Here is a 26,208-nt window from a genome sequence, read left to right as displayed (position 1 = left end):
GGGTTCCAACAAGTAACTCAGGCGCAGCGTGCGTTCGGGAAGACGGCGGGGCTGGCCTGCTCGTGTTGTTGTTTCGCTTCTTTCTGCAGGCGCGCGTGCGCCAGCTTGTGGTACTGATCGCCGTTCGCCAGAGCTTTCGCTTGCTTGACAGAGCAGTGAGCCATTTGCAGCGCTTCCCATTCATCCGTGGCCGCTTTTTGCTCGACTAGAACTTTCGCCAGGGAACTCGCATGCTTGATCGGGCCGAATTCGTTGATCGAGGCAACCGCATGGTATTGGTCATTGCCCGCAGTGAAGACGGACGCATAGGGTGAACCTAGGTTTTCTTTGTTAGACATAGTGTGCTCCTTAGCAAATGAGTGGAAGTGCAGTATGTCCGGGCGGCGCCCCACCATCTACCCCTGAATCTTATGGATTGCTCTGCCGGGGTTACTAACGGCAGGGTCTCCTTGGTAGGCCCCTAGCGTGGGCAGCATCTTAGTCAAGTTGAGGTGGCGATGTCGGCAGTGGTGCTGCCAGGCTATGTCGCCGATCTTGCACCTGTGCGGTCGTGACCGTTCGCGTTTTTTCCCTTCGGCAACCTGCTATGCTGAGCCAAACGGTCGAGTTCGGCTAGGTGTGTACGTTAGGAAGGTCTGCTTTCGGGATGGCTAAGGGCTCGCACGATGAAGTTGAGCCAAGTCTTGATGCTAGCCTTGATTTAGCAAGCGAATGCCTGCATCAGTGAGAATTTCGGTGGCCTTCTTGTAGTTGTTTAAAAGAAGGCCGATATCGTGAGCTCGCGGAACCGTAACCTCGACGGCGGAAGCCGTCATCCGAAGCCTTATTCGATGGTCTGTTAGTTCGAGTGTTAGCGAGCTCAGGTCAGCGTCATACGAGAGATGCTCGGCAAGCATCTCGTCTTCCTCGATCTGGTCGATTCGCTCAGCGATAGAGATTTTACGGTCGAACTCCACAAGCAGGGTGTCGCAGTGTGCCGAGAAGATGTTCTGGAATCGTTGATCGAAGACGATTCCTGCATCTCTGAACGAGGAGACACTTACAGTCTGAACATAGTCCCCATGATCGTCTGGGTCCTGTGCGATATCGATTGTGACGTTGAACTGCGGCGTGGTGATAGCAGCAGAGCCGACATCAAGGTCAAGCACCAGATCCTTTCTCTTGTACTTGAACGCCTCCTTCAATTCGTCGTGAATCGAGTTCGCAAGATCCGCCACTTCAGTCTCTCCGATGCTTCGAATGAATCCATCCGCTGCATCAGAGTGTCGGTCCGGGACCCTGTGGTTGCGCTTCTTGAACCCGCTCAATCGAGCGATTGAACCGCTAGCGATACCGCGGAAAGATGCGCGCAGGAATCCGGCACTTAGTTCTTGGTTGAGAGATCTCGCCTTTGTAAGTAAGGCCTCGAGGTCCGCAATAATGAAGGTCTTGCTCGCATTGCCGAACTCGCAAGGTGTTTGGACTTCATTCCCGGTGCGGATCCTTCGAAGCTCTCGCGGCACCTCCAGTGCCAGATAGTCCCGAAGGGAAGCTCCCGTCACAAAGCGGCCTTTTTCTAGTGCCTCCGGCGCTTTGCCAGAAATAGCCTGAATGACATGATAGGTCCATATGCCATGCTGCAAGGCAATGCTTGGCCAGGAGTATTCGTCGACTGCGCACGAGGCAAAGCCGACGTGAAACTTGGAGTCCTTACAAAATTCTTTGAGTTCCTCAGCAGTGAACTCGGACGTAATCGACCTCATTCCGTCGCTGGTTGGCATTCCACTGTGGCAAGAGTCGAGAAAGAGTAGGATCTTCCTACTTTTGCAATTGCGCAACATATCCAAAATTTGTTCGAGCGCAATACTGGTAGCAACTATATCTCCCAGCTGGAGGTCGTGTGCAGTGATGTAGTTGGTGTCGCCGACGCGGTGACCGTGACCAGCGTAGAAGAAGACCACCGTGTCGTCTATCTCAACATTCGCCAGGAAGCTCTTGAATGTGGACAGGATGGTTGTTTTTGTCGCCTTCGCGCTTAGAAGCGTCTTGCTCTCAGTTGCAGGGGCGATTTCTGTCCATGCCTTGACGAACATAGTTGCGTCGTTCTCGGCGTACACAACCTTTGAGACCTTTGAGATCTGATACGTTTCTACAGCTACAGCAAAGATCTTGACCGTCACGTACGCTCCTCCTTCAATCTCTGCATAATTTTAGATCGGCAGCATCGCTCCGTGGAAAATCAAGCCCCGGATTCTGGGAGACTAATCGTTACCGATTGTGAATGTCGCCATTACGGCGAGTTGCTCAGACTACACGACTGGTAGCACTGAGTCGAGTGCTACCTTATGGCTATTGATATAAGGTAGCAACGGTAATCCCCCCTTAAAACCAGCGCGGCCAAAAGTAGAATATTCTCCGATGGGTGAGCTTTTACAGGGACTGTATACGTGCGAAAGGAAAACTTATGTAACCTGCTTTAGCAGAATATTCAGGAGTAAAGCGGATCCAAGTGTTTCAGATACGCATTAATGGATGGGGCTCTTATGAAGAGGCACTATCTGTTGATTTGCTCGCAGATTTGCCCTCTCAAGTTGCCCCACCTTCCACTGACGTCCAAAGGCTGCCACACGGTCATAGGATCCTTCATATCCCAGATCTCTCAGATCCAGGAGCATCTGCTTAAGCGTTCTTCGCTGCTTTCTGGATTTGACCGCTTCGGTGGCTAGCCAGGTGTTCATCCATTCGGTTCTTTTTTTGGAAGCGTGTCTGCGAGAATCTGACTAACTCGCTTGCTTTGCCTATTCCTGGTTTCAGTCTCAGGGCAGAAGATAGCTGGACGGCATCATATATACTGAATTTCTCTCCCCATCTCCGCCAACGCTATGTCGAATATTCACGTGAATGACACGGTTGTACACGCATTTTCCCAGTTGGTAGATGACTCAGGTAATAACGGGAGCTATCGAGAGCCATCGCACTCGGATATTGAGTTTCAAGTCAATGCGTCTGGGCTGGCGAAGTTCGATCCCAAGCAACAGGGGCAGACGATCGGGAAGGCCAAACGAGTCCGAGCGGTGCTGCACGAGGCGATGACTGCCAATCCAGTGGACGCTTCAAAGTTCGTAACTGGTCTCCTCGGAAAGATTCGCGCATGCGGAGGCTTTCGCGCTGGGGCGCCAAACTTCGTGGGTAACGATGCAATAGCGAACGCTAAATCGGCTTGCGACAGTGTTGGCTTTATCCTCGCGGACGATGGAACCCTATTGCCGAAGGTGCTGACATCACTACGTGGTCCAGAATTGACCGAGGCTCTTCTCGGCTATGCGAGGCGCGCACAGCAAGGCGCCGAAGACGCCGCCCTTGTGGCGGGGACCGGAAAAGACCTGCTTGAGGCCACTGCTGCCCACGTGCTGATGACGATTCAAAGCAACTATCCTACGGGTGCTAATTTTCAAAGCCTATTGGGCATGGCCTTCATTGCGCTAGGTCTTGCCGTGCCTGAAATACCTGAGGCCCCGGGAGAATCGCCTGTACGTGCAATGGAGCGGGGTTTATTTGCCACGGCATTGGGAGTAAATCGCGTTCGCAATAAACAGGGGACGGGCCATGGTCGCCCATGGATATCGACGCTAACGGAAGTCGAAGCCAAGGCTGCGATTGAATCTATTGGTACGGTCGCCAGTTACTTGCTAGGGAAGTTGGCGGCACGGAGGAAGTAGTCTGAAACGTCGAATCAAAGATGGAAAATCCCGAGAAATAAAATACTGGTATAAATTTCTGCATGGATGAAGGGGGGATATGGCAATTATCAAGACAAACAGACAGGTTCCACGTCTGCCGATGACGGAAGAAGTTACTGTTGCATGCGAAGATTATCGACAGTACGTAAAAAATATACTAGTGCCGGCTAGTGAAGATCTCCACACTGCGGTTGAGTCCATGGCAGTTCTTCTCCATCAAGTCTACGGAATCAATCTGGTCACAGCCCACAGCATCGATTACTTGTTGGCTATTAGAGTCGCTGCAACGGGCGAAAACGGCCGATCAAAACTCGTCAAAAGATTCGATGAGTTGTATTCAGTACCTGGTGCCAATCTCAGAAATCGCAAAATGGAACTCATTGATGCGATTAACAATGGGCTCAAACATATACGTTTGGATCCCGCACGATATAAAGAAGTAAGCCAAAAATATGGCGGGATTTCCTTTCGAAGCTTGATGCAGCATGAAGGGCGAATTCTCTGCTTGTTGGAAAGATACCGTTTTGATTATTGCCGGGTCGTACTCTTGCCAGCGCTGAATACATTGGTCAGTGCTCCAATGGCAACCAATGAAGATGCTTTGGCATTTGCCACGGAACATATTCAAGTGCTTGAAGAGGATCTATCTTACTCGTCGTATGTCGGCGGCGATTATGACGACGACGATCCTTCAACAGCTATCGATCGCGCGATTGAAATGTTCAATCCGCCTTGTGCAAATTGCGAGGAGTATGAAGAAGCCTGTATATGTTCGGAATACAAATTCGATGATAAGCCCGGTGAATTTACGCCCATGTTCATTCCCACGACAGGCGAGATGGATTATGTCTTGAGTCAGATTTCTCCATCATGGCGCCGCTCATAGCGCCTGATGGTTGTTCAATGTGACTGCCTATTCGTTGGGTAGGTAGGTCCGCAATCAGCCAGCAGTCGAAATTGCGACCAGAACTCGACGGACAAAGGAAAGCCTAGCAACCTATTTTTGCTCCGCAAGTAATTTATGAGTTAGGCCCAATAGACGTTGTCCCAGGTAATGGTATCTAGGAAATTAATGACATGAAAAAAGAGAAATTTTCATCTTCAATACGATCCTCCTGGATTTGCCAACGAGCCCGAAAAATATTTTCAAAGATTATCGAAGGTTTATGGTGGCCACCAGCGGCGCTGCTTATTGTTGCTATTTATTGGTTTTCAGTTGCGAGTGGTATACCGACGCCAGATACAAATACTGTTGAAAAGTATGGTGTATACGGCGACAGCTTCGGACGGATTACATCTCTCTTTACGGCACTTGGCTTTGGCGGACTAATAATCACGCTGTTACTTCAGCAGCGCCAAATTCGCATGCAAGAAGAGGCTGCCAAGCACAATAGTCAGAAGGAGGAAAAGGCTCGCTACGAAGAGATTTTTTTCAGGCTAATGGACATGTATCGACAAACGCTCTGTGATGTACGCGTGGGAGAGGTAACAGGTCGCGAGGTACTTCTAAAAGCCATGGGTAGGGTGGATGCGTCACTTATTGAAGAGCGTGTGAACGCTCTCCCTCGAGATATGCAGGGTAGGTGGGATAGTAAAACCCTCACAACAATTGACCTTCAGCGAATTGATTACTTGCACTATCGAAACTTTAAGATAGTAGGGGCAGAGATTAATCCTCAAGCTCGCTTAGTGGACACCTTCGAAGTTCTGTTGGGGCATGTAGCTCGAGGAGTGCCTGATCATTCCCTTACTGACACCTACAAGGAATTGTTATTCTCCCAAATCACCTTCATCGAATGTCGTTATTTCTTTCTCGTAGCACTTTCGCACCCTGCTAGAGCACGTCTCCGGGATCTCTTGGCCGAAACCGGCTTTTTCGAGCGAATTTCGCGTTCACAGATTTATAAGCTGCATCGAGATATGTACAAAGAGTATTGGGGGCAAGAGATTGGATTGCGGGAATTACCGTCCAGCATTCCCATGGCGCCGGCACGCGTCAAGCGGGCCGTGAAAGCGCACAAAGCTGCGGGGGGACTAGCGAAGACTACTTACATGTTACGGAATGTGCGTCAGCTGCCAAGAAAGAACGAACGTGGTGAAAGTGACGTGCTGCAGTGAATTCGCGCAATATATGCGTAACCAGTGATCCGCGTCGGAGTGACTTGACCTGAAAAAACTGGTCCGACTTGAAATTTCATATGCTATTGAAAAGAAGAGTCAGACCATGCCCAAGAAGCGATTCACATCCGAAGCCATCATCCACAAGTTGCGCGAGGCAGAATTTGCAGTGCTGTCGCAACGAATTGGTTCGATTAACCTCTACTAACTTCGGCGTGACTCCCATTCCGTTATTAAATGCTTGATCAGTGGCCAGTCAAGACATAAGTCCCCCGTGGTGAAGCTGGAAATAGGCGGAAGACTATTTTTTAGATCTGGATGAAGATGGTCTGGACCGACTTCAACAATATGGTGATTAGCTGAATCGATGCGGGCGAGCTCCTCACCTTTAGCAGGTCCGTTGATCATGTAGCCGTAATTTAGCTCTCCTTCGTATCGATAGATCAGTATCGTCCCAGCATTGCTCCTTGCCTTGATATTTTTTTGCGTGTTCTCATAGATATTCATTCCTAGTTTAGAGCAGATGATTGCTGCGCTATCAGCTAAAACTTCTGCGGGAGGGCGCCTCAACGCATTCATAGAAAACGGAAGATTAAAGCTCTTTGCAAGGTAATTCATTAGAGAGGTGGCGTTGCGAGATTCTTCAGCGTGGGTCGAGCACAGCCGAACTGCCGTAAGTTGCGCAGGCTCTCCTGGAAGCGCTGTTGTAGTTGATGCGATAACGTCCGCTGAGGCGCCACAGATTAGACAGCCTGCCGAGTGTAATAAGAACGTTGAGTCCGTCGTGGTATTTTTAACTCGCCCCTTCCGGATTTTTTCATAGTCCTTATATCGATCTTTTCGGCGATCTAGGTATTGATTCAGACGATCTTTCCATCCATTCTCACTGACAATAATAGAAAGCTGCTCTGCCGGAGGTATCTGGACATTAAACCCACGTGCAGTCAAAAAAGCTACCGTTTTGGCTGCAGCGAAGATACCTCCAGAAATTTGCAAGTGATAAAAACGAGCGACAGGATAGTTAGACATATCCGTATATAGCGCTCCGACAAATGTCTCAGATCCATGTGGCAGACATAGAACATAATCTGCTTGGCCGCACATATGGACAATTTCTTCCAGTAAACCTAGTTTCACTAACAAGAGTGGACTTTCTGGATGATCTTCGAATACGGTCGCTCGCATTAGCTTGTCGATGTCTTCCGCGGCCGTCTTTTGTTCAAAGAGAAAGGTGAGGAACTCCCTGATGGTTCCGTGCATTAATTTCCTTGTGTAGATGACGAAGTAAGTTGCTTATGAGGAAATGGTACTGTTATTTTTGACAGCGGAAAGTGGCGTATTGCAAAATCGGCGCTATTTATTCGAAATTTTCCGGCAGATTGTTATTATCTCCGGCCCGGTATCGCTCCACTGGAGTTCTCTCATGGCAATTACCACTTTGTCCGACCAAGAATTTGCCCAAGGCGTGCTCATGGCACTTTGCGCAACCGAAGACGGTCCAGTAATTATTACTGACGGTGCCGTGCCTACGCATGTTCTCTTGAGTTTTCAGGCCTATCAAGAATTGCTCACACAACGTCGTAATATTGCAGCCTCACTTGCAATGCCAGGCGTTGCAGATGTCGAATTTGATGCCCCTCGCTGTAATATTTACTTGCGAAAGGCAAACTTCACTTGAGACCTGACCTCGACAATAGGTGAGCTTTTACAGGGACCCCGTATGCGTGTGAGTGGAACACTTATGTATCCTGCTTTAGCAGAATATTCAGGAGTAGCGCGGATCCAGGGGGCTTTAGATACGCATCAATGGATGGGGCTCCCATGACGAGGCACCATCGGTAAATTGGGCCTGTAACTAGCTAAGAAAGAAAGGGATTTAATGGTGAGCAATGACGCTCTTCGACGTCGCGCCATGTCTTTTGGCCAAGTACGAGAAGCAAATATCGATGTCTCAGGGTACAACTGGGACGCAGTGCCTGAGGGCGAGTGGGAGGCTTTTCTTGATTTTAAGGTGTGGGGGAAATCAAGTAGCCTTGGCTGTTTCTTTACCTCGATAGCCGACGGGAAAAAATATAAGCTTAATGCTTTTCCTGATAGCGAACAGAAGTCCAATACATATTCTGCCAAAGATGGCGGTATGGACATGTCTGCGCCTGGCCTCGATGGAAAGAAATTTTTGGTAGAAGTTCGCAAGAACACTAAAGGAAATTTAGTGTGGCAATCTGCCAAATTGCTTGCCTAGAAGTAGCGCATAAGCAGTCGATAGGCAGCGTATTCTGAATGCTCATAAAAATGAAAGTGAATTCAAATTGAATGAATTTTTCAGGGCGTTACATTATTTTTTCGCATACGCGGCATTGAATTGAAATTTTGATAGGAGTCTGCGGATGACTCCTTTCCCACTAGTGTTTTCCTAAAAACGTAAACAAATAGCCTTAAAAGCGGCGTTTTGTTTACGTTTTTTTCGTCTTGAATTGATTTTGGTGTCTAAATTAAAAGGTTGTAGAGCTTATTTACGTATTTAAGTGCACATAACCATTTTGAGCGTCGACCAATTGTCGGTTCAATAAAAAACTCCGGGCCTGGCCCGGAGTTTTTTTTCGTCAAGACCCGGTGACCCGGGCCAGCCCTCGGCCCGGATCAATACTTCCAGTTGATCGCCACGCTGCCGTTGATCGGCTCGGCGTAGTAGCCCGATCCCTGCGACACGCTGTAGAGATATTTCTTGTTGAACACATTGTTCAGGTTGAGCGAGACGGAGAGGTTCTTGCTGATCTCATAGCTGGACATCAGGTTGAGCACCGAATAGCCGCCCTGGTAGGCGGCATTGGTGGTGTCGTAGCTGGTCTTGCCCTGGTAGAGCAGGCTGGCGCCGATCTTGACCTGCTCCAGCTGCGGCAGGCGGTAGGTGGTGGACAGGCGCAACTGCCGGCGCGGCACGTAGGTGCGCACCTGGCTGCCGTCGTCGCCGGTGATGCGCATGGCCACCAGGCCCGCGGTGGCTTGCCAGTTGCGCGACAGCTGGCCGTTCAGGTTGAACTCCACGCCTTCGGACTTGGCGCTGATGCCGTTGTAGTAGTACGAAAAGTCGGCGAAGGCGCCGGCGTAGTTGGCCAGGTTGTTCTGCTTGACGCGGAACACCGACGCCGACGCGTTGAGGCGGCGCTGGAAGAATTCTCCCTTCAGTCCCAGCTCATAACTGTTGCCGGTGGCCGCCGCCAGCGTGGCGTGGTTGGCGTCGACCTGGTATTGCGGGTTGAAGATCCTGGTGTAGCTGCCGAAGGCGGAGATGTTCTCGTTCAGGTCCACCACCAGGCCGGCGTAGGGCGAGACGGCCGACTGGCTCAGCACGTGGGTGTTGCTCTCGGTATAGCCGGTGGAGTCGGCCTGGGTGTAGTTGGCGCCCAGCAGCAGCTTGACGCGGTCATGCAGGTTCAGGCGGGTGGCGGCGTAGACGGTTTTCCGGGTGTCGGTGTAGGCCTCGGTGGTCATGTCGCCGTCATAGACCGGCGCCGGAAAGGCGCCGCCGAAGGCCTGCGACAGCGGAATATCGTAGTAGTAGCCGTCGCCGCTGGGCGAGGCCGTGTTGCGGCTCAGCTGGCTTTGCCGCGAGCGCGACCAGCTCAGGCCGACGGTCAGGTCGTGCTCGCGCCCGAACAGCTTGAATTTGCCGTTCACGTTGCTGTCGGCGAAGCTGCGCTTGTTGCTGCTGGTGGTCATCGAGGGGAAGCCGAACAGCCCGGTCCCGGTCGAGGCATCGTAGGCGCCGGCGACATAGAACAGCGAGCTGTCGCTGTCGATCTGGTCGTAGTTCAGCGAAGTCTTCCATTGCCAGCCGTCGCCGAGCTGCTGGCTCAGCTCGGCAAACGAGCGCTGCTCCTTCGAGTCGTAGTAGGACCAGTCGGCCGAGGTGTTGGCGCCGACGGCGTATTGCGCCTGGCTGCCGTCGGCGTTGGTCAGCGGCAGCGCGCCCCACATCGCGCCCTTGGCGTGCACCTTCTGGTAGCTGTAGCCCAGCGTCGCCACGGTGGCGTTGCCGAGGTCGGCCTGCACCACGCCGTAGAACAGGTCCTTGGTCGGCTGGTAGCGGTCGAGGTAGGAATTGCCCTCCTGGTGGGCCGCGACGATGCGGCCGGACAGCGTGCCGGCCTCGTTGAGCGGGCCGGAGATGTCGGCGTCCATGCGTTTGGTGTTCCACGAGCTCAGCGTCAGTCCGGCCGAAGCCTGGAATTGCGCGGTCGGGCGCTTGCGCACGAAGTTGACCGTGGCCGAGGGATTGCCGGTGGAGGCCGACAGGCCGTTGGCCCCCTGCAGCACCTCGATGCGGTCGAACATGGCCGTGTCGAGGTCGCCGGCCTGGGTGCTGTAGGTCAGCGGCACGCCTACGCCGTCGAACAGGAAATTGGTGACGTCGAATCCGCGCGCGGTGAAGTAGGTGCGCTCGGTCTCGGCCTTCTCGACCGTGATGCCGGAGCTGCTGGCCAGCACCTGGTTGATGTTGTTGAGCTTGAAATCATCCATCTTCGCGCGGGTGGTCACGCTGATGGTCTGCGGCGTCTCGCGCGGCGACAACGCCATCTTGGCGGCGGCGCTGCTCTCGCGCACGGTGTAGGTGTCCGAGCCCTGGGTCGGCATCTGCGTGGCCTGGGTGGCCGACACCGTCACTTCCGGCAGGCTGGATTGGGCGCCTTCCCCGGCTTGTTTGCGCCTGACGGTCAGCGTGCCGTTGCCGGTCTGCTGCAATTGCAGGTCGCTGTTGCCGATGGCCTGCTGCATCGCCTCGGCGGCGGTGAAGTTGCCGCGGATGGCGGGCGCCTGCAGGCCGCGCACCAGGTCCGGGTCGACCGAGATGGCTTGCCCGCTTTGCTGCGCGATCTGCATCAGCGTCGCGCCCAACGGGCCTGCCGGCAACTGGTAGGCGCGCACGGCCGATGCAGCGCCGGCCGGCGCTGCTGTTTGGGCCGTGGCGGCCGGCGCGCAGATGAGCGCGCACGCCGCCGAGACGGCCAGGGCGATGAGGCGGGGTTGCAATGCGAGACGCTGGGGCAGGAGACGCTGGTTCATGGCGAAGGGATTCCTTTTTAGAGTGAATGTGGCGTTCTAAAAAGGAGGTAACGCGAGGCGCCTGAAAGTGATCATCGGCGCAGAAAATTTTTCAGGGCGTTATTTCACGTCGATGCTCACCAGCAGGTCGCCGTAACGGCGTATGCGCAGCGGCATGGTCTGCTCCAGCGAACTGAGCACGTTGTCGGTATCGTCCAGCGGGAAGGCGCCCAGCACCCGCAGGCGCGCGGCTTCGGGCGAGAGGCGGATGAAGCCCTTGCGATAGGGGCGCAGCGCCGCCACCACGTCGGCCAGGCTTTCCTCGTTGGCCACCAGCATGCCGTCGGCCCACGCGGCCCGCCCGGAGACATCGCCCACCACCCGTTCGATGGCGCCGGCGCGATACCAGGCGGCCTCGCCGCGCGTGAGCACCTGTTCGCCGACGCCTTCGCCGTCGCGCACGCGAATGCTGTGTTCGAGCACCAGGGCCAGCGTGCGCTCTGCTTCGCGTCGCACCAGGTAGCGGGTACCCAGCGCGCGCGCCGTGCCATGGGGCGTTTGGACGATGAAGGGACGCGCGGCATCGGCGGCGACGGCGGCGATCAGTTCGCCCTGGCGCAGGCGCACGCGCCGCAGGCCCGCGCTGAAATCGACGTCAGCCGCGGAGCGCGCATTGAGGGTCAGGCGGCTGCCGTCGGGCAGGGTGAAGGTCTTGCGCTCGCCGGTGCCGGTGCGCAGGTCGGCGCCCAGCATGTCCAGCGGCCAGGTACGGTGCAGCAGCAGCCCGGTCGCCACGCCGGCGCCGGCGAAGGCCAGCGTCCTGCGCAACATCTTGCGCCGTTCGGGCGAGGTGGATGAGGTGGGCGGGCGCAGCATGACGCGCTCCACCGCCCCGGCCTGGCCGGGCGAGCGGGCCTGGGCGCTGCGCACCGGCGCGAACGAACGCTGCAATACGCCCTGCATGCGCTCCCAGGCCTGCGCATGGCGCGGATCGGCCGCACTCCAGGCGCCAAAGCGGCGATAGTCTTCCGGCGTCGCCTCACCCGAGCGAAACAGCACCATCCATTCGATGGCCTGCTCGGCGACCGGATTGTCCAGCGCGCCGGCGGCGTGTTCGGCGTTCGCCTTCATTGCGTCCCGGCCGCCAGCCAGCATGCCCGCAGGGCTTGCGTCATGTAGCGGCGCACGGTGATGACCGGCATCCCCAGGCGTTCGCCGATTTCCTTGTAGCCCAGCTCATGCAGCTGGCTGAGCAGGAAGACTTCGCGGACCCTGGGTTTGAGGCCGCCGAGGATGGCATCGATCTGCTGCAGGGCTTCCAGCACCAGCGCGCGATCTTCTTCGGAGGGCACGCATTCGGCCGGCAGCAGCGCCAATTCTTCGAGGTAGGCCCGCTCGATGTCGCGCCGCCGCCAGAAGTTGAACATCACGCGCTTGGCCAGCGTGACGAGGAAGGCGCGCGGCTCGGCGATCTGCTCCACGTTGCGCGCGGCCACGACCTGGATGAAGGTGTCCTGGCTCAGGTCGGCGGCATCGTGGCCGCAGCCGAGCCGCTGCCGCAACCAGCCTTGCAGCCAGTCGTGATGAGCTTCATAGAACTGCGTCAGGAGGACATCTTGCGCGCAGGCGGGCATGGCACGGTCTGTATTTGTTTTTAAAAATGAGAATTATTACTATTGACGTCGTTCTGCGCAAGAGGATGCGCCTGTTGCAGGTGTAAAGACGCGCCGCCTGTGGCTGGCCGGCCATTGCGGGCGTTGTCGTCACTGCAAGATGTGTCGTCGGGGGAAATGAATCGTCGCCGTCGCCCTGCTCGACAGCGGGAGGAGGGGGGAGGGGCGGAGGCGGTAAGGCTTCAGGCACCGGGATGGAGGCCATCCTTTTCGACCAGCAGGCTGAGCGTGGCGCGATCGGGCCGGTCGTTGAAATACAGCGCCAGCGCGGCGGCGAACTCGGGTTGTTCGGGCGCGACCTGGGCGAACAGCGTCATCGACGAATGGAATTTCATGTCGTCGGGCTCGCCGAAGATGTCATGGGCGCTGCGTCGCGGCTGAGCCTTGTGGACGTCGAGCACCAGCCGCGTGCATTCGGTCAGGCGCGGCCCCAGGATGGGATGGCGCACGTAGGCCTGCGCTTCGGCGGCCGACCGGATCGCATAAAGACGCGCGGTCTCGCTGCGGCCCAGGCCGGCCATTTGCGGGAAGATGAACCACATCCAATGGCTGCGCTTGGCGCCGGCGCGAAGCTCTTCGGTGACGGCGGCGAACACCGCCTCCTGGGCATCGACGAAGCGCTGCAGGGAGTAGGGATCCTTCATCGCGGGCCTCCTGCCGTCGCGGCTTCAGGCCCCGACGGGCGGCGCCAGGTCGCCGTCCTTGCGCGCGGCGGACTCGCGAGGCGCTGCGCGGTGGGCCAGGGTGCCATCGGCGACCACGCTGCTCTCCTGCGCCACGGCCTGCATGTCTTCCTCGGCCATGGTGGCCGGCAGGCCCGACAGCGTTTCGCCGCGCCGGCGGCGGATGATCTCGTCGGCCTTGCGCATGGCCGGCTTGGCCAGGGCCGCTACCGCCAGCGAACCCAGCGCAAGCATGAACATGGATTTCTTCTTCATCGCCGCTCCTGTTGAGGTGATCGTGGAAGGAATCTTCATTATCGCCACGATGGGGCGCTTTTCAATGTCGGACAAATGCGCAATGCGGCGTCGGCGATGGGAGGGAATGATCCGGCGCGGGGAGGGATGCGCGAGAAAGGGAAGAGAACGGGAACGTGGAAAAGAAAAAGGGCCCATCTTGCGATGGACCCTTTTTCATACTGCATATGGTGCGGCTGGCAGGAATCGAACCCACGACCCCTTGGTTCGTAGCCAAGTACTCTATCCAGCTGAGCTACAGCCGCGTAAGGAGCGAGATTATATAGCGGTTTTTGATTTATGCAAATCTTTTTTATCGAGCCCCCGCAACAAGCCTAGAAACGGTAGCCCAGCGTCGCCGTCATGGTCCGTCCTTCGCCGTACAGGCAGTAGGTCTTGGAGCACACGCCGGGGTAGTAGACCTTGTCGAACAGGTTCTGCACGTTGAAGGCGAAGCGCATGCCCTTGAAGGACGGGCCGAGCTTGGACAGGTCGTAGCGCAGCATCGCATCCACCAGCACGAACGACGGGATCTTCTGCGTGTTGGCGGCGTCGGCCCACATGCTGCCGGTGTAGCGTGCGCCGGCGCCCATGCCCAGTCCGGCCAGCGGGCCCTGCTGCAAGGTGTAGTCGGCCCACAGCGAGGCGGTGTGCGGCGCCACCGAGGTAGCCGCCTTGCCCTTGGTGGCGGCGTCCGAATTGCTGTAGACGGCGTCGGTATAGGTGTAGGCGGCGGTCAGGTTCAGGCCGTTCTGCAGCGTGGTCTTGGCTTCCAGCTCGACGCCCTCGGTCTTCATCTCGCCGGTCTGCACCGAGCACAGCGTGTTGCCTGCGCAGACGTGGGTCGGGTCGGGATCGGTCATCGTGATGTTCTTCTGCTTCTGGCGATAGAGCGCCGCCGACAGCATCGCGTTGTAGCCCTGCGGCTGGTAGCGGATGCCGGCTTCGTGCAGCACGCCGCGCGTGGGACGGAATTGCGCGCCGAAGAAGTCGGTGCCGCTGACCGGCTCGAACGACTCCGCATAGCTCAGGTAGGGCGCGATGCCGTTGTCGAACAGGTAGAGCGCGGCGATGCGCTTGGTGAAGGCGCTGTCGTCCAGCGACGCGGTGGTGGCGCCGCTGTTCATGTTACGCGTGCTGGTGCGCACCTGCTCGTAGCGGCCGGCCAGGGTGAAGCGCCATTTGTCCAGCGCGATCTGGTCCTGCACGTAGACGCCGGGGCGTTCCTGTTTTTGCAGCGTGGGCGCGGCGCTGACCCAGGCCGAGGTCGGGCGCGTGCCGTACACCGGATTGAAGATGTCGATGGAGGCCGCGCTGGCGCTCTGGCTGCGGGTACTTTCGTCATAGGCCGAATAGTCGAAGCCGGTCAGCATCGTATGGCGCAGCATGGCGGTGTCGAACCTGGCTTCCAGGTGCGTATCGACGTTGGTGGTCTGGCTCTGGCGCCAGGCCTGCGAGGCCGACCGCAGCACGGTGCGGTTGTTGGCCTGCAGGTTGGCGAATCCGGTCGGGGAGATCGAACGCGTGTAGGCGTTGATATCGGCGTAGCGGAAGTTCTGGCGCAGCGTCAGCGACTCGTTGAAGCGGTGCTCGAAGGCGTAGCCTATCGCGTGCTGTTCGCGCTGGTAGACGTTGTAGTCCGGCTCGCCCAGGTTGCGGTTGCGCGCGATCTGTCCCAGCGGATTGGAGAGCATGGTGCCCACCGTGGGCAGGAAATTGCGCGGGCTCAGGTTCTCGTTGAGGTAATGCGCCAGCAGCGTGAAGCTGGTGTCGGGCGTGATGTTCCAGGTCAGCGCCGGGGCGATGTAGCGGCGATCGTTGTGGACGCCGTCAACACTGGTGCCGGCGTCGCGTATCAGGCCGTTCAGGCGGAACAACAGCTTGCCGTCGGCGTCGATGGCGCCGCCCAGGTCGAAGGCGCCCTGCTTGCGATGGAAGCTGCCGCCCTGCAGTTCGACCGAGCGCACCGCTTCAGCCGTGGGGCGTTTGCTGACGGCGTTGGAAATCCCGCCCGGCGCGTTCTGGCCGTACAGCACGGAGGCCGGGCCGCGCAACACTTCCACGCGCTCCAGTCCCCAGTTCTCGGTGCGCATGGTGACCGCGCCGCCGCCGCCCGAGTAGACCACCCGCAGGCCGTCCAGGTATTGCGAGGAAAAGTAACCGCGGATGTAGGGCCAGTCGCCGTGCGGATCAGGGTAGGGCGCGCCCACGCCGGGCGTGTAGGCCAGCGATTCGACCAGGGTCTGGGCGCCGCGCGCGTCCATCTCGTCGCGGGTGACGATGGAGACCGACTGCGCCGTTTCCAGCAAGGGCGTCTCGGTCTTGCTGCCGGTCAGCGTCTTCTTCGCGACGAAGCCGCGCACCGGCCCGGTGGCGGTCTGTTCGGCATCGGCGTTGATCTCGATCTGCGGCAGCGTCTCGCCGGTTTGTGCGGCTGCGCCGAAGCTCAGGCCCAGGCTTGCAGTCAGGGCGCCGGCCAGGGCGCGGGGGCGCGCACGGCGGGTGCGCGGTCGGGTGATGCTCATGGTATCCCTCAGTCAGGTTGATGGTTTGCCTGGCCTGACGATCCTTGGGGATATCACGTGCTGGGTGCTTGTTGGCTCCTGTTGGCGCGGAGGGTCTTGTTGTTGTTCTTTACAAAATTTTGCGAATGATAATGGTTGTCATTTGCAAAGTCATCTTTTCTCTATGTTTTTCTGTTGTTCTTTATCCAAAAACGAAAAATAAAAAGGCCGGCGACAGCCGGCCTTCAGCGCGTGGAGAACAGCCGGTTCAATAAACCGGGCTGGTCTTGAACGGGTGATACTGGAACAGCCAGGTCTCGGACAGCGCCTCTCCCTTGTCGCGCAGGAACAGGCGCAGCTCGACCGGATCGCCGCCGTCCACCGTCAAATCGAACTGCGCGCGCCAGTGGCCGGCCACGCCATTGGGCACGGGTTCGGTGAAGACGTAGGAAAAGCTTCCGCGCGAGGCGCTCAGGACCGCTTCGGGTTTGGCGCCGAAGGGCAGCTTTTCCAGCGGCGCGCCCTTGAACTCCACCATGAACTTGCGCACGTTGGGCGGGCGCGGCTGGCCCGGCTGGCCGCCGTTGCCCAGGCGCGTGGCCACGCAGCGCGCCAGCGGCGAAGGGAAGGGCTCGTCCTGTTGCCAGTACAGCCGGTAGCGCAGGCGATAGGCGGCGCCGGCGACCGCTTTGGCCCTGGGCACCCACATGGCCACGATGTTGTCGTGGATCTCGTCGTCGGTGCGCAGCTCGATGAGCTGAACCTCGCCATCGCTCCAGCCCTCCAGCGGCTCGACCCACAGGCTGGGGCGGCGTTGGTACATCACGCCGTCCTGGTAATGGTCGAAATCACGGTCGCGCTGCAGGAGGCCAAAGCCGCGCAGCTTGCTGTCGGCGAAGGCCGACGCCATCGTGTGCGGCGGGTTGTTGAGCGGGCGCCAGATGTATTCGCCGTTGCCGCTCCATATCGCCAGGCCGTCGGAGTCGTGCACCTCGGGCCGCCAGTCCACGCCGGTGCCTTTCACCGTCTCCGAGAACCAGTACATCGAAGTGGCCGGCGCCAGGCCCAGGCGGGCGACGTCGCGGCGCAGGAACAGCGATTTGTCGATTTCCATCGTCACGCCTTCGGCGCGGCGCATCGTGAACTTGTAGGCGCCGGTGACGCTGGGGCCTTCCAGCAGCGCGTAGACCACCACGGTGTCGCTGCCGGGGGCTGCGGGCTCGAAGAAGAATTGCGTGAAGTCCGGGAATTCCTCCTTCTTGCCTGCCTCGGCCACGTCGATGGCGATGCCGCGCGCCGACAGGCCGTACTGATAGAGGTCGCCGATGGCGCGGAAATAGGAGGCCCCGAGGAAGGCCACCCAGTCGTTCTTGCGCCAGTCCTTCTTGTCCTGGTCGGCCAGCCGGCTCTCCTGGAAGCGGAAGCCGGCGAAGCCGCTGCCAGGCGGCAGCTTGTGCGCGGGGCTGTCGGCCGGCATGTCGAAGTAGCGGTCGTCGTAGAGGATCTCGCGCGCGCGGGTGGGCGGCGATGCGCTGCCAGCGCCGTCCAGCACGAACATGCGCACCGGCACCAGGAAGAATTTGCCGAGGTGGAAGAAGGTCAGCGGAAACTGGCCCGGGCCGTCGGCGAAGGGCGCGAAATCGGTATTGAAGCGGATCTTGCCGTGCGCTTCGTAGTCGATCTGGTCGAGGATCTCGCGCGGCACCTTGTTCTGCGGCCGGTAGGGCGTCTTCGCCATGTCGCGCGCGCGGGCGATCAGCGCGTCGAAGGAAAAGCGCTCGGAGGATCCCATCCTGATGCGCCCCGCCGCCAGCGCCTGCGGCGGCACGCCCAGCGCGCTCAGTGCGGCGGCAGCGGTGGCGGAGGCGAGGAAGCGGCGTCTTGTCGGCATAGGCGTCATAGGCGTAAGTGGTAGTCGCGGTAGGGAAGGTCGTGGCCGGAAGGCCGATGAAGGGCAGGCGATGCTCGGCCGTGCCTGATACAGAGTCGCCGGCCGCGGCGATGGTTCCGCGCGTCGCCCGCCGCGATGCCATCCTGCCAACGCGAGGGCGCCCGGCATGGACTGCGGGCGGCAAAGCCGGTACAATGCGCCCCGTCATTGGGGAGTAGTCGCCTTCCACCCTGAGGAGGGGCCTGCGTCAACATACTTGATCCACAGATCATGGCGCCGGCGGTTCCAACAGCTTGACAAGACCTTTGACCACGTTGCCTCTGGAATGGCCGGAGAGCGCGCGTGGTCATTCGTCCGTGTCCGGCCATGGAGAGAAAAACCCAATGGATGCATTCCTTGTTTCCACAGGCATCGTCGCACTCGCCGAGATCGGCGACAAAACCCAGCTGCTGGCCTTCATCCTGGCCGCCAAATTCCGCAAGCCCGTTCCCATCATTCTTGGCGTACTGGTCGCAACCATCGCCAACCACGCCTTCGCCGGCGCGCTCGGCGCATGGATCACCTCGCTGCTCTCGCCGGAAATCCTGCGCTGGGTGCTGGGCATCTCCTTCATCGCCATGGCCGGCTGGACGCTGATCCCCGACAAGTTCGACGAGAGCGAGGCCAAGTTCGGCCGCTTCGGCGTGTTCGGCACCACCTTGCTGACCTTCTTCCTGGCCGAGATGGGCGACAAGACCCAGGTCGCTACCGTGGCGTTGGCCGCGCAATACCATGCCTTCGTGCCGGTGGTGGCGGGCACGACGCTGGGCATGATGATCGCCAACGTGCCGGCCGTGGTGCTGGGCGACAGGATCGCCGGCAAGATTCCGGTGAAGGTGGTGCACGCGATCGCCGCGGCTATCTTCGCCATCCTGGGTGTGGCCACCTTGCTGGGTGCGGGCGAGTCGCTGGGTTTCTGATCCTGCGCCACCCCTAAAGAAAAAGCCCGCCGCATCTGGATGCGGCGGGCTTTTTCGTATCGATTGCCGATGGCGCGCCGGCAGGCGCGCCATCAGGGGCGATCAATATTCCCAGAACATCTTCTGGATTTCCTTGGTGTCGGTGGTCTTGGTCAGCGCCAGCATCAGCAGGATGCGGGCCTTTTGCGCGTTGAGCGTATCGGAGACCACGAAGTCCAGCTTGTCGTCGTCGGCTTCGCCGTTGCGCGCCACGATGCCCTGGCCGACGCGGCTCGAACGCACGATCACGACGCCCTTCTTGCGGGCTTCGGTCAGCGACGGCACGACGGTGTTGTTCAGGCTGCCGTCACCCACGCCGGCGTGGATGATGCCCTGTGCGCCGGCGGCCACGAAGGCGTTCAGTGCGATCGGGTTCATGTTGGCGTAGCCGTAGACGATGTCGACTTGCGGCAGCTTGTCCAGGTTGGTGATGTCGAACGGGGTGTCAGCGGTGTTCTTGCGGGTCGACTGGCGATAGAAGAACGGCTTGCTGCCCTGGATGTAGCCCAGGTAACCCAGTTCCGGGGTCTTGAAGGTGTCCAGCGTGGAGGTGTTGGTCTTGGTCACTTCGCGACCGGCGTTGATCTGGTCGTTCAGCGTCACCAGCACGCCCTTGCCGATGGCTTCCTTGGAGCCGGCCAGCAGCACGGCGTTGTACAGGTTGATCGGGCCGTCGGCGCTGATGGCGGTCGACGGGCGCATCGCGCCGACGATCACGACCGGCTTCTTGCTCTTGACCACCAGGTCCAGGAAGTAGGCGGTTTCTTCGATGGTGTCGGTGCCGTGGGTGATCACGATGCCGTCCACGTCGCTCTGCGCCAGCAGGACGTTGATGCGCTTGGCCAGCTTCAGCCAAGCGTCGTTGTTCATGTTCTCGCTGGCGATCTGCATGGTCTGCTCGCCGCGCACGTTGGCGACCTTCTTCAGTTCAGGCACGGCTGCGATCAGCGCATCCACGCCGACCTTGGCGGCGGTGTAGCCGACGGTGGTGGTGGTGGTCGCGCCGGTGCCGGCGATGGTGCCGCCGGTGGCCAGGATGACGACGTTGGGAAGGTTCTGCGCTTGCGCGGCCGCTGCTGCGGCCAGGCAGACCAGGACCAGGATCTGGCTGAAGAATTTCTTGATGAGCATGTGTGCCTCTGTACGTGTGGATTGGAATATTTTTTTATGCCCTTGCGCATCCGCCGCGCACGTCATGCCGGCGGACGCGGCAGGCTGCGGAGCGCGACCAAGATAGCACTCGCTCGCGTTGCGATCAAAGCTTTTTTTACCTGGTGAGAATCATGCACCGGCGCTGGGATGGCATGCACCTTGATGACTTGCGAAAGCACCATTGCGGAGCGAAAAAACGCGAGCTTTCGCCGCTGTTGCTCGCAATTTTGGATCCATCGTTTCCGGCTTTGGAGCCAAAGCACGTGACGACAAAGAAGACTTCAACGATATCACCGAACCGGCAGGGCTCAAAGCAAAGGAAGCGAGGGTTTGCCGCGCGTGTTGCCGCAATCGTGAAGGCTTGCCGACTCGGGTAATATGGATCGTGCACACGAGAAATTTTCAATGCCCGGCGCTGGCCGGAATGACGGAGAAAGACCATGTTTGCGACAGAAAAATTCACCGACCCTGAAGCCGCTTATGCGCGCGTGCTCGAGATCTACGAACACAACACCGCCATCCTGCGCGATGCCTTCCGCAAGTTCTCGGCCAACGAAGCACTGGAGCAGCGCGTGCGCGCCTGCTATCCCTTCGTGCGCATCACCACCGAGAAGGCGACCCACACCGATACCCGCCAGTCCTTCGGTTTCGTCGCCGGGCCGGGCGCCTACGAAACCACGATCACGCGTCCTGCGCTGTTTCACAATTACCTGCTGAGCCAGTTCAAGCTGGTGCTGCAGAACCATCAGGTGCCGCTGGAGGTGGGCGTGAGCGACATGCCGATCCCGGTGCACTTCGCCTTCCCCGAGGGCATCCACGTCGAGGGCAGCCTCGACCCGGATCACCTGCGCTCCCTGCCCGATCTGTTCGACCTGCCCGACCTGGCGGCGATGGACGACCGCATCGCCAACGGCACCTATGAAGCCGACAACGGCGCCTGGCGCGACGGCGTGCATCCGCTGGCGCTCTTCACCGGCCCGCGCATCGACTATTCGCTGCACCGCCTGCGCCACTACACGGCGACTTCGCCGGACCAGTTCCAGCGCTATGTGCTGTTCACCAACTACGCCTTCTACGTGGATGAGTTCGTGCGCCTGGGACGCGGCCTGATGGAAGCCACCGACGATCCGGCCGAGCGCGCCTATCGCCAGCAGTACACAGCCTTCGTCGAGCCGGGCAACGTCACCACCTACAGCGCCAACCAGGAAGGCGGGCGCGCGCCATCGTCGACCGGCGTGGCGCCGGCGCGCCAGCCGCAGATGCCGGCCTACCACCTGCAGCGCGCCGACGGCACCGGCATCACCTTGGTCAATATCGGCGTGGGCCCGTCGAACGCGAAGACCGTCACCGACCACGTCGCGGTGCTGCGTCCGCACGGCTGGCTGATGCTGGGCCATTGCGCCGGGCTGTCGGCCTCGCAGCGCATGGGCGACTATGTGCTGGCGCACGCCTATGTGCGCGACGACCATGTGCTGGACGACGACCTGCCGCTGTGGGTGCCGATTCCCGCGCTGGCTGAAGTGCAGCTGGCGCTGCAGGACGCGGTGGCCGGCATCACCCGGCTGGAGGGCTACGAATTGAAGCGCATCATGCGCACCGGCACCGTGGCGTCGGTCGACGACCGCAACTGGGAGCTGCGCGACCATCGCACCCCGCTTTTACGCTTTTCGCAGAGCCGCGCCATCGCGCTGGATATGGAAAGCGCCACGGTGGCCGCCAACGGCTTCCGCTTCCGGGTGCCCTACGGCACGCTGCTGTGCGTTTCCGACAAGCCGCTGCACGGCGAGATCAAGCTGCCGGGCATGGCCAACAGCTTCTACGAACAGCGTGTGAAGCAGCACTTGCAGATCGGCATCCGCGCACTGGAGCTGTTGCGCAACAACGGCATCGAACAGGTGCACAGCCGCAAGCTGCGCAGCTTCGCCGAACCGGCGTTCCGCTGACGAGGCTCCAGGTCCGGCGCCGACCGGGGCCGGCAAGAAAAACGCCCGCTGCATCTTCATGCAGCGGGCGTTTTTTCATGTGTGTCGGAACCGGCCCAGCTTGTGCTCAGGCCGTGCGGTGCTGCAGCTTGTGGCTCAGCGTCAGGCGGTAATACAGGAAGGCGCCCAGCAGCAACGCCACCACCGCCACGCACAGCGACGGCGTGAACGAGCCGCTGCTGTGCACCAGCGCCGTCGCCAGCGGCGGACCGGCGATCTGGCCGATGCCGTAGGCCGCGGTCATCAGGCCCATCAGGCTGCTGGCGTGCGCCTGGCGCAGGCGGCGCGCCTCGCGCATGGCGAACAGCGTGATGGCGGTGAACGGCAGTCCCAGCAGCAGGCAGCTCAGTGCGAAGCCGATGGCGTTGGGCAGCACGATGGACAGCGCCACGCCGGCGGCCTGCATCACGTAGCTCCAGGCCAGCAGCGTGCGCTGGTCGCCATGCACCGGCAGGCGGGTGGCGCCGAAGGCGCCCAGCGCCACGCCGAAACCGAAGATGGGCCAGAAGAAATCCGGCCAGCTGGAGCCGGGCAGGGCCTGGCGCGCGATCACCGGCAGGAAGGTGGCGGTGATGATGTAGCCGAAACCGGCCATGCCGTAGGCGATGACCTGCTGGCGCACTTCGCGCTTGAGTTCGGGCGTTTCTTCCTGGGTCTCCTGCGGGTGCGCGGTGGTCGCCGCCTGCGCCTGGCCGGCGTCGAAGCTGAAGGTCTTCCAGATCAGGGCGGTAAGCGCCAGCGCGATGATGCCGAAGGAGATCCAGCCGGCCGCGGCCAGCCAGCCGGCCGTGACCATGGCGCCGGTCAGCAGCCCGGTCAGCGCGATGCCGATGCCCGGCCCGCAGAAGATCACACCGCCCAGCTCCGGGTGCCTGAGTTGCGTCAGCTGGTGCAGGCACCAGCCGGCGGTGTAGACGAACACGTAGGCGCTGGCGATGCCCGAGATGAAGCGCAGGCCCAGCCACATGGCGTCGTTGTGCAGCACGCCCATGGCCAGCGTCAGCAGGATGGTGGCGGCCAGGCCGGCGCGCATCAGCGGTACCGGCTTGTTGCTGCGGTGGAAGGCGCACAGCATGGCGCCGACAAAGTAACCGAGGTAGTTGGACGTGGCCAGCCAGCCGCCCATCTGCAGGTTCAGGCTGCCCTCGTGCAACATCATCGGCAGCAGCGGGGTGAAGGCGAAACGTCCTATGCCCATCGCCACCGACAGCGCCAGCATGCCCGACAGACAGATCTTCCACGCCATGGCGCGGCTTTGTTCGGTATGGGATACGGTGTTCGAGGCGTTGTTCATGCGCGTTCTCCCAGGCTTGGAACGGGAGTGACCATCGCGACAATCGGGGCGGGACACTGGGGTCCGTGCCCCCGGCTACAGGGGAGAGTCATGGCGTCTGGATATTCTTATTGACAGGACGCTTATGCTATCGTGTTTCCAGCATTCGAAAAAATGAATAATTAGAATGACTTCATCTTGAATGGAGATTGTCATGGAACTGGCCGAACTGGAAATATTTCGCGCCGTGGTTGCAGAAGGAGGCGTCACGCGCGCCGCCGAGCGGCTCAACCGCGTGCAGTCCAACGTCACCACGCGCATCAAGCAGCTGGAAGAGTCGATCGGCGTGCCGCTGTTCGTGCGCGACCGCCGGCGCATGGTGCTGACCGCCGCCGGCGAAGCCTTGCTGGACTACGCCGAGCGCATCCTGGACCTGGTGCAGGAAGCGCGCGCCGCGGTGGCGCCGCAAAGCCCGCGCGGACGTCTGCGCATCGGCTCGATGGAAAGCTCCGCGGCCAGCCGGCTGCCGGCGCCGCTGGCCGAATTCCACCGGCGCTGGCCGGAGGTGCGGCTGGAGCTGTCGACCGGGCCCACCGAAATGCTGATGGCGCAGGTGCGCGAGTTCAAGCTGGACGGCGCCCTGGTGACCGGGCCGGTCGCCGATCCGGCCTTCGACGCCACGCCGCTGTTCAAGGAGGAGCTGCTGCTGGTGACGCCGAAAAGCCACCGGCGCGTGCGCGCGCCCGAGGATGTCACGCTCGATACGCTGATCGTGTTCGAGGAAGGCTGCGCCTATCGCCGTCACGCCGAGATCTGGTTCGCGGCCGGCGGGCGGGGGCGTCGCCCCGGACGGACGCTGGAGTTGGCGTCTTATCATGCCATCCTGGCATGTGTGGCCGCCGGCGCCGGCGTGGCGGTGGTGCCGCGCTCGGTGATCGCCATGCAGGGCGAGCCGCATGGCTTCTCGACCTATTCGCTGGGCAAGGACGGTCGCATCGCCACCTATCTCATCAGCCGCCGCGGGCAATATTCGGCCTCATTCCTGGCGCTGCGTTCTTTACTTATGGCGAGTGTTTGATATATTGAATTCAGTTCGCGCCGTGTTTTGGTGCGGCGTCGTGTGACATATGAAGGTGGAGTAACAATTTGTAAAAATCACTGCGACGCAACAGCGATTTTTTTATATTGAAGTTCCCCCTCCATTCTCCCCCCCGAGAATGGGATTTACCCCACGGACTGCAAAGGACGTGGGGTTTTTCTTTTCCGGAATCGAAAATCGCGATCGCCGGAAGTCCTTTACTGTACTGGGTTTGCGCCGGAAGGCATGGCGCCCGGAGAAGTGTGCGCGGGCACATCGGATCGCGAAGGCGCCAGGCGATCCCGTTGTGCGGGAAGTCGTTCTCAGGCTGGTAGACTCACCTCATCTGTTGTGCGCATCGCCATGCGGTAACAATTGCAGCGATCAAACTGCGCGATGGATGTTGTCAGGCAGATCATCCCCGTGCGCTGCCGACCACCAGGTTGTCGCGCGCGGACGACTGGATCGCCAGCACTGCCGGATGCGTCAGCCGGCGCTCCACCGAGATCGCGTAGAACTGCTCCCGCACCGCATCGGTCCTGCCGATTTCCACCAGTCCGTATTGCCTGCGCACCTGCGCCGCGATCGCCGCCGGCGCGGCGAAAATCCCGGCGCCCGCGTCGCCGAAGGCAAGCAGCAGGGCGCCGTCGTCGAATTCGCCGGCGATCTGCGGACGGACCTTCTCTTTTTCGAACCAGCGCAGCAGGCGCGGGCGCACCGCCGCGTCTTCGCCCGGCATCAGGAACGGCGCGCCGTCGAGGCTGGCCGGGAAGCCTTTCTTGTAGCGTTTGGCCAGGTCGGGCGTGGCAAAGAAGCTGGTGTCGCATTCTCCCAGCAGGTGATGGAAGCCGCGCACATCGATGTTGGCCGGCATGGGACTGTCGGCGATGACGATGTCCAGGCGATGGATCGCCAGTTCGCCCAGCAGCGCATCGAGCTTGCCTTCGCGGCAGACGATGCGAATCGGTTCTTCCATGGCCAGCGCGCTCTCCAGCAACAGATAGGCGATCGCCTTGGGCACCGCATCGGCCACGCCCACGCGCAATTGCAGCGCGCGACCGCCAGGCCGGAAGCGCAGCGCTTCTTCCAGTTCCTCGCCGATGGTGAAGATGCGGTCGGCGTAATCGAACACCATGCGGCCTTCATCGTTGAGCTCCAGCCGTCGCCCGACGCGGTTGAAGAGTTTGTATCCCAGGCTCTCCTCGAACAGCGCGATCTGCCCGCTGATGGTTTGCGCCGTCAGGTGCAGCCGCTCGCTGGCGCGCGCCACGCCGCCGGACTTGGCGACCGTCCAGAAGTAATGAAGATGTTTGTAGTTGAGCGCGGCCATGATTTCATCTCATCGGTTTTTCCGATGGATTATCTCAGAATATTCGAATTTTCATGAATGTCGCTTTCGCCTAAAGTGGCGTTGTCGTCCGGTGCGGCTTGCGCTTATCGTTGTCGTACCGGCATTTGCCAAACCTGCATGAAGGAGAAGCCGGATGAAATGCCCCGTTTGCACATCGACCAACCTGCTGATCTCGGAGCGCCAGGGCATCGAGATCGACTATTGCCCGCAATGCCGCGGCGTGTGGCTGGACCGCGGCGAGCTCGACAAGCTGATCGAGCGCGCACCGGCCGCCGCCGCGCCGGCGCCCGCCATGCACCAGCAGCGCGCCGCGCCGCCTGCGCCGCAGGCGTACGACCCGCGCTACGGACATGGCGGCCATAGCGGCCATCATCATCGCGACAGCCATGGCTATGACTACAAACGAAAGAAGAAGGGCGGCTTCCTCGGCGAGATTTTCGACTTCGACTGAGCGCCCGGATCGCGCAACC

Annotated in this window: 22 protein-coding genes, 1 tRNA gene and 1 riboswitch; of the genes, 9 read left to right on the top strand and 14 right to left on the bottom strand. The window is 60.0% G+C overall.

Annotated elements, in window-relative coordinates:
- Nucleotides 1-17: 17 nt before the first annotated feature.
- Together CEJ42_RS16920 and CEJ42_RS16915 are read right to left on the bottom strand one after the other, a co-directional pair.
- Entirely contained in the window at nt 18-338 is a 321-nt protein-coding gene (locus CEJ42_RS16920; RefSeq protein ID WP_129587767.1) for a hypothetical protein, read from the bottom strand.
- A gap of 351 nt (nt 339-689) precedes the next feature.
- Nucleotides 690-2,159, bottom strand: coding sequence for a caspase family protein (locus tag CEJ42_RS16915; protein ID WP_088751916.1), 1,470 nt, complete (start codon nt 2,157-2,159; stop codon nt 690-692).
- A gap of 702 nt (nt 2,160-2,861) precedes the next feature.
- Between CEJ42_RS16915 and CEJ42_RS16910 the strand changes: the two genes are divergently transcribed.
- The 3 genes from CEJ42_RS16910 to CEJ42_RS16900 all read left to right on the top strand — a co-directional run bounded on the left by CEJ42_RS16910 (nt 2,862) and on the right by CEJ42_RS16900 (nt 5,837).
- Nucleotides 2,862-3,698 carry an abortive infection family protein gene (locus CEJ42_RS16910; RefSeq protein WP_088751915.1) on the top strand — a complete coding sequence of 279 codons (837 nt, stop codon included), beginning with the start codon at nt 2,862-2,864 and terminating at the stop codon, nt 3,696-3,698.
- A gap of 79 nt (nt 3,699-3,777) precedes the next feature.
- A complete protein-coding gene (locus CEJ42_RS16905; protein WP_207760454.1) occupies nt 3,778-4,605 on the top strand; it encodes a hypothetical protein in 828 nt (275 codons plus the stop codon).
- Between the two features lie 191 nt (nt 4,606-4,796).
- The gene (locus CEJ42_RS16900; protein ID WP_129587765.1) at nt 4,797-5,837 is read left to right on the top strand and encodes a hypothetical protein; all 1,041 of its coding nucleotides are present in this window, start codon (nt 4,797-4,799) and stop codon (nt 5,835-5,837) included.
- A 204-nt stretch (nt 5,838-6,041) separates the two neighbouring features.
- Here the strand turns inward: CEJ42_RS16900 and CEJ42_RS24700 are convergent, their stop codons facing one another.
- The gene (locus tag CEJ42_RS24700; protein WP_129587764.1) at nt 6,042-7,097 is read right to left on the bottom strand and encodes a hypothetical protein; all 1,056 of its coding nucleotides are present in this window, start codon (nt 7,095-7,097) and stop codon (nt 6,042-6,044) included.
- Nucleotides 7,098-7,260: 163 nt separating this feature from the next.
- On the opposite strand from CEJ42_RS24700, the gene CEJ42_RS16895 reads away from it, so the two are divergent.
- Together CEJ42_RS16895 and CEJ42_RS24695 are read left to right on the top strand one after the other, a co-directional pair.
- On the top strand, nt 7,261-7,515 hold the full coding sequence (locus tag CEJ42_RS16895) for a type II toxin-antitoxin system Phd/YefM family antitoxin (protein WP_088752019.1): 255 nt from the start codon (nt 7,261-7,263) through the stop codon (nt 7,513-7,515).
- A 201-nt stretch (nt 7,516-7,716) separates the two neighbouring features.
- Nucleotides 7,717-8,079 (top strand): hypothetical protein, encoded by a 363-nt coding sequence (locus tag CEJ42_RS24695; protein WP_129587763.1) that lies wholly within the window; start codon nt 7,717-7,719, stop codon nt 8,077-8,079.
- A 398-nt stretch (nt 8,080-8,477) separates the two neighbouring features.
- Here CEJ42_RS24695 and CEJ42_RS16890 read toward each other — a convergent pair whose 3' ends face one another.
- The 8 genes from CEJ42_RS16890 to CEJ42_RS16855 form a co-directional block, all read right to left on the bottom strand.
- The gene (locus CEJ42_RS16890) at nt 8,478-10,901 is read right to left on the bottom strand and encodes a TonB-dependent siderophore receptor (protein WP_088751912.1); all 2,424 of its coding nucleotides are present in this window, start codon (nt 10,899-10,901) and stop codon (nt 8,478-8,480) included.
- 99 nt (nt 10,902-11,000) lie between these two features.
- Nucleotides 11,001-12,011 (bottom strand): FecR family protein, encoded by a 1,011-nt coding sequence (locus CEJ42_RS16885; RefSeq protein WP_088751911.1) that lies wholly within the window; start codon nt 12,009-12,011, stop codon nt 11,001-11,003.
- Entirely contained in the window at nt 12,008-12,514 is a 507-nt protein-coding gene (locus CEJ42_RS16880; RefSeq protein ID WP_088751910.1) for a sigma-70 family RNA polymerase sigma factor, read from the bottom strand. The genes CEJ42_RS16885 and CEJ42_RS16880 overlap by 4 nt, the downstream gene beginning before the upstream one ends.
- Nucleotides 12,515-12,735: 221 nt before the next feature.
- Complete coding sequence (locus CEJ42_RS16875) at nt 12,736-13,197, bottom strand: DUF1810 domain-containing protein (protein ID WP_088751909.1); 462 nt, start codon at nt 13,195-13,197, stop codon at nt 12,736-12,738.
- A gap of 24 nt (nt 13,198-13,221) precedes the next feature.
- Nucleotides 13,222-13,491, bottom strand: coding sequence for a hypothetical protein (locus tag CEJ42_RS16870; protein ID WP_079218207.1), 270 nt, complete (start codon nt 13,489-13,491; stop codon nt 13,222-13,224).
- Between the two features lie 207 nt (nt 13,492-13,698).
- Nucleotides 13,699-13,775 (bottom strand) — tRNA-Arg (locus CEJ42_RS16865).
- Nucleotides 13,776-13,844: 69 nt separating this feature from the next.
- Nucleotides 13,845-16,034, bottom strand: coding sequence for a TonB-dependent siderophore receptor (locus CEJ42_RS16860; RefSeq protein WP_088751908.1), 2,190 nt, complete (start codon nt 16,032-16,034; stop codon nt 13,845-13,847).
- A 247-nt stretch (nt 16,035-16,281) separates the two neighbouring features.
- Nucleotides 16,282-17,904 carry an OpgD/OpgG family glucan biosynthesis protein gene (locus CEJ42_RS16855; RefSeq protein WP_088751907.1) on the bottom strand — a complete coding sequence of 541 codons (1,623 nt, stop codon included), beginning with the start codon at nt 17,902-17,904 and terminating at the stop codon, nt 16,282-16,284.
- Between the two features lie 197 nt (nt 17,905-18,101).
- Nucleotides 18,102-18,277, top strand: a riboswitch (yybP-ykoY riboswitch).
- Between the two features lie 10 nt (nt 18,278-18,287).
- On the opposite strand from CEJ42_RS16855, the gene CEJ42_RS16850 reads away from it, so the two are divergent.
- Nucleotides 18,288-18,863 (top strand): TMEM165/GDT1 family protein, encoded by a 576-nt coding sequence (locus tag CEJ42_RS16850; protein WP_088751906.1) that lies wholly within the window; start codon nt 18,288-18,290, stop codon nt 18,861-18,863.
- A 102-nt stretch (nt 18,864-18,965) separates the two neighbouring features.
- On the opposite strand, the gene CEJ42_RS16845 is transcribed toward CEJ42_RS16850, so the two are convergent.
- Entirely contained in the window at nt 18,966-20,033 is a 1,068-nt protein-coding gene (locus tag CEJ42_RS16845; protein WP_079218211.1) for a type II asparaginase, read from the bottom strand.
- Between the two features lie 461 nt (nt 20,034-20,494).
- Here CEJ42_RS16845 and CEJ42_RS16840 point away from each other — a divergent pair, with 461 nt between their 5' ends.
- Nucleotides 20,495-21,997 (top strand): AMP nucleosidase, encoded by a 1,503-nt coding sequence (locus CEJ42_RS16840; RefSeq protein ID WP_079218212.1) that lies wholly within the window; start codon nt 20,495-20,497, stop codon nt 21,995-21,997.
- A 106-nt stretch (nt 21,998-22,103) separates the two neighbouring features.
- Here CEJ42_RS16840 and CEJ42_RS16835 read toward each other — a convergent pair whose 3' ends face one another.
- The gene (locus CEJ42_RS16835; protein ID WP_088751905.1) at nt 22,104-23,330 is read right to left on the bottom strand and encodes a YbfB/YjiJ family MFS transporter; all 1,227 of its coding nucleotides are present in this window, start codon (nt 23,328-23,330) and stop codon (nt 22,104-22,106) included.
- 193 nt (nt 23,331-23,523) lie between these two features.
- Between CEJ42_RS16835 and CEJ42_RS16830 the strand changes: the two genes are divergently transcribed.
- The gene (locus CEJ42_RS16830) at nt 23,524-24,387 is read left to right on the top strand and encodes a LysR substrate-binding domain-containing protein (RefSeq protein ID WP_088751904.1); all 864 of its coding nucleotides are present in this window, start codon (nt 23,524-23,526) and stop codon (nt 24,385-24,387) included.
- A 415-nt stretch (nt 24,388-24,802) separates the two neighbouring features.
- Here the strand turns inward: CEJ42_RS16830 and nhaR are convergent, their stop codons facing one another.
- Entirely contained in the window at nt 24,803-25,717 is a 915-nt protein-coding gene (gene nhaR / locus CEJ42_RS16825) for a transcriptional activator NhaR (protein ID WP_088751903.1), read from the bottom strand.
- 154 nt (nt 25,718-25,871) lie between these two features.
- Here nhaR and CEJ42_RS16820 point away from each other — a divergent pair, with 154 nt between their 5' ends.
- Nucleotides 25,872-26,189, top strand: coding sequence for a TFIIB-type zinc ribbon-containing protein (locus CEJ42_RS16820; protein ID WP_088751902.1), 318 nt, complete (start codon nt 25,872-25,874; stop codon nt 26,187-26,189).
- Nucleotides 26,190-26,208 lie beyond the last annotated feature (19 nt).

It is taken from the genome of Herbaspirillum robiniae (assembly GCF_002213415.1).
Lineage (GTDB): Bacteria > Pseudomonadota > Gammaproteobacteria > Burkholderiales > Burkholderiaceae_D > Herbaspirillum > Herbaspirillum robiniae.
Note: the sequence above shows the minus strand (reverse complement) of the source record. Positions and strands in the feature narration are given on the sequence as shown.

Excerpts from the sequence above, each read along its gene's own strand:
- CEJ42_RS16920 (WP_129587767.1), bottom strand. The coding sequence starts at position 338 with ATGTCTAACAAAGAAAACCTAGGTTCACCCTATGCGTCCGTCTTCACT.
- CEJ42_RS16910 (WP_088751915.1), top strand. The coding sequence starts at position 2,862 with ATGTCGAATATTCACGTGAATGACACGGTTGTACACGCATTTTCCCAG.
- CEJ42_RS16905 (WP_207760454.1), top strand. The coding sequence starts at position 3,778 with ATGGCAATTATCAAGACAAACAGACAGGTTCCACGTCTGCCGATGACG.
- CEJ42_RS16900 (WP_129587765.1), top strand. The coding sequence starts at position 4,797 with ATGAAAAAAGAGAAATTTTCATCTTCAATACGATCCTCCTGGATTTGC.
- CEJ42_RS24700 (WP_129587764.1), bottom strand. The coding sequence starts at position 7,097 with ATGCACGGAACCATCAGGGAGTTCCTCACCTTTCTCTTTGAACAAAAG.
- CEJ42_RS16895 (WP_088752019.1), top strand. The coding sequence starts at position 7,261 with ATGGCAATTACCACTTTGTCCGACCAAGAATTTGCCCAAGGCGTGCTC.
- CEJ42_RS24695 (WP_129587763.1), top strand. The coding sequence starts at position 7,717 with ATGGTGAGCAATGACGCTCTTCGACGTCGCGCCATGTCTTTTGGCCAA.
- CEJ42_RS16890 (WP_088751912.1), bottom strand. The coding sequence starts at position 10,901 with ATGAACCAGCGTCTCCTGCCCCAGCGTCTCGCATTGCAACCCCGCCTC.
- CEJ42_RS16885 (WP_088751911.1), bottom strand. The coding sequence starts at position 12,011 with ATGAAGGCGAACGCCGAACACGCCGCCGGCGCGCTGGACAATCCGGTC.
- CEJ42_RS16880 (WP_088751910.1), bottom strand. The coding sequence starts at position 12,514 with ATGCCCGCCTGCGCGCAAGATGTCCTCCTGACGCAGTTCTATGAAGCT.
- CEJ42_RS16875 (WP_088751909.1), bottom strand. The coding sequence starts at position 13,197 with ATGAAGGATCCCTACTCCCTGCAGCGCTTCGTCGATGCCCAGGAGGCG.
- CEJ42_RS16870 (WP_079218207.1), bottom strand. The coding sequence starts at position 13,491 with ATGAAGAAGAAATCCATGTTCATGCTTGCGCTGGGTTCGCTGGCGGTA.
- CEJ42_RS16860 (WP_088751908.1), bottom strand. The coding sequence starts at position 16,034 with ATGAGCATCACCCGACCGCGCACCCGCCGTGCGCGCCCCCGCGCCCTG.
- CEJ42_RS16855 (WP_088751907.1), bottom strand. The coding sequence starts at position 17,904 with ATGCCGACAAGACGCCGCTTCCTCGCCTCCGCCACCGCTGCCGCCGCA.
- CEJ42_RS16850 (WP_088751906.1), top strand. The coding sequence starts at position 18,288 with ATGGATGCATTCCTTGTTTCCACAGGCATCGTCGCACTCGCCGAGATC.
- CEJ42_RS16845 (WP_079218211.1), bottom strand. The coding sequence starts at position 20,033 with ATGCTCATCAAGAAATTCTTCAGCCAGATCCTGGTCCTGGTCTGCCTG.
- CEJ42_RS16840 (WP_079218212.1), top strand. The coding sequence starts at position 20,495 with ATGTTTGCGACAGAAAAATTCACCGACCCTGAAGCCGCTTATGCGCGC.
- CEJ42_RS16835 (WP_088751905.1), bottom strand. The coding sequence starts at position 23,330 with ATGAACAACGCCTCGAACACCGTATCCCATACCGAACAAAGCCGCGCC.
- CEJ42_RS16830 (WP_088751904.1), top strand. The coding sequence starts at position 23,524 with ATGGAACTGGCCGAACTGGAAATATTTCGCGCCGTGGTTGCAGAAGGA.
- nhaR (WP_088751903.1), bottom strand. The coding sequence starts at position 25,717 with ATGGCCGCGCTCAACTACAAACATCTTCATTACTTCTGGACGGTCGCC.
- CEJ42_RS16820 (WP_088751902.1), top strand. The coding sequence starts at position 25,872 with ATGAAATGCCCCGTTTGCACATCGACCAACCTGCTGATCTCGGAGCGC.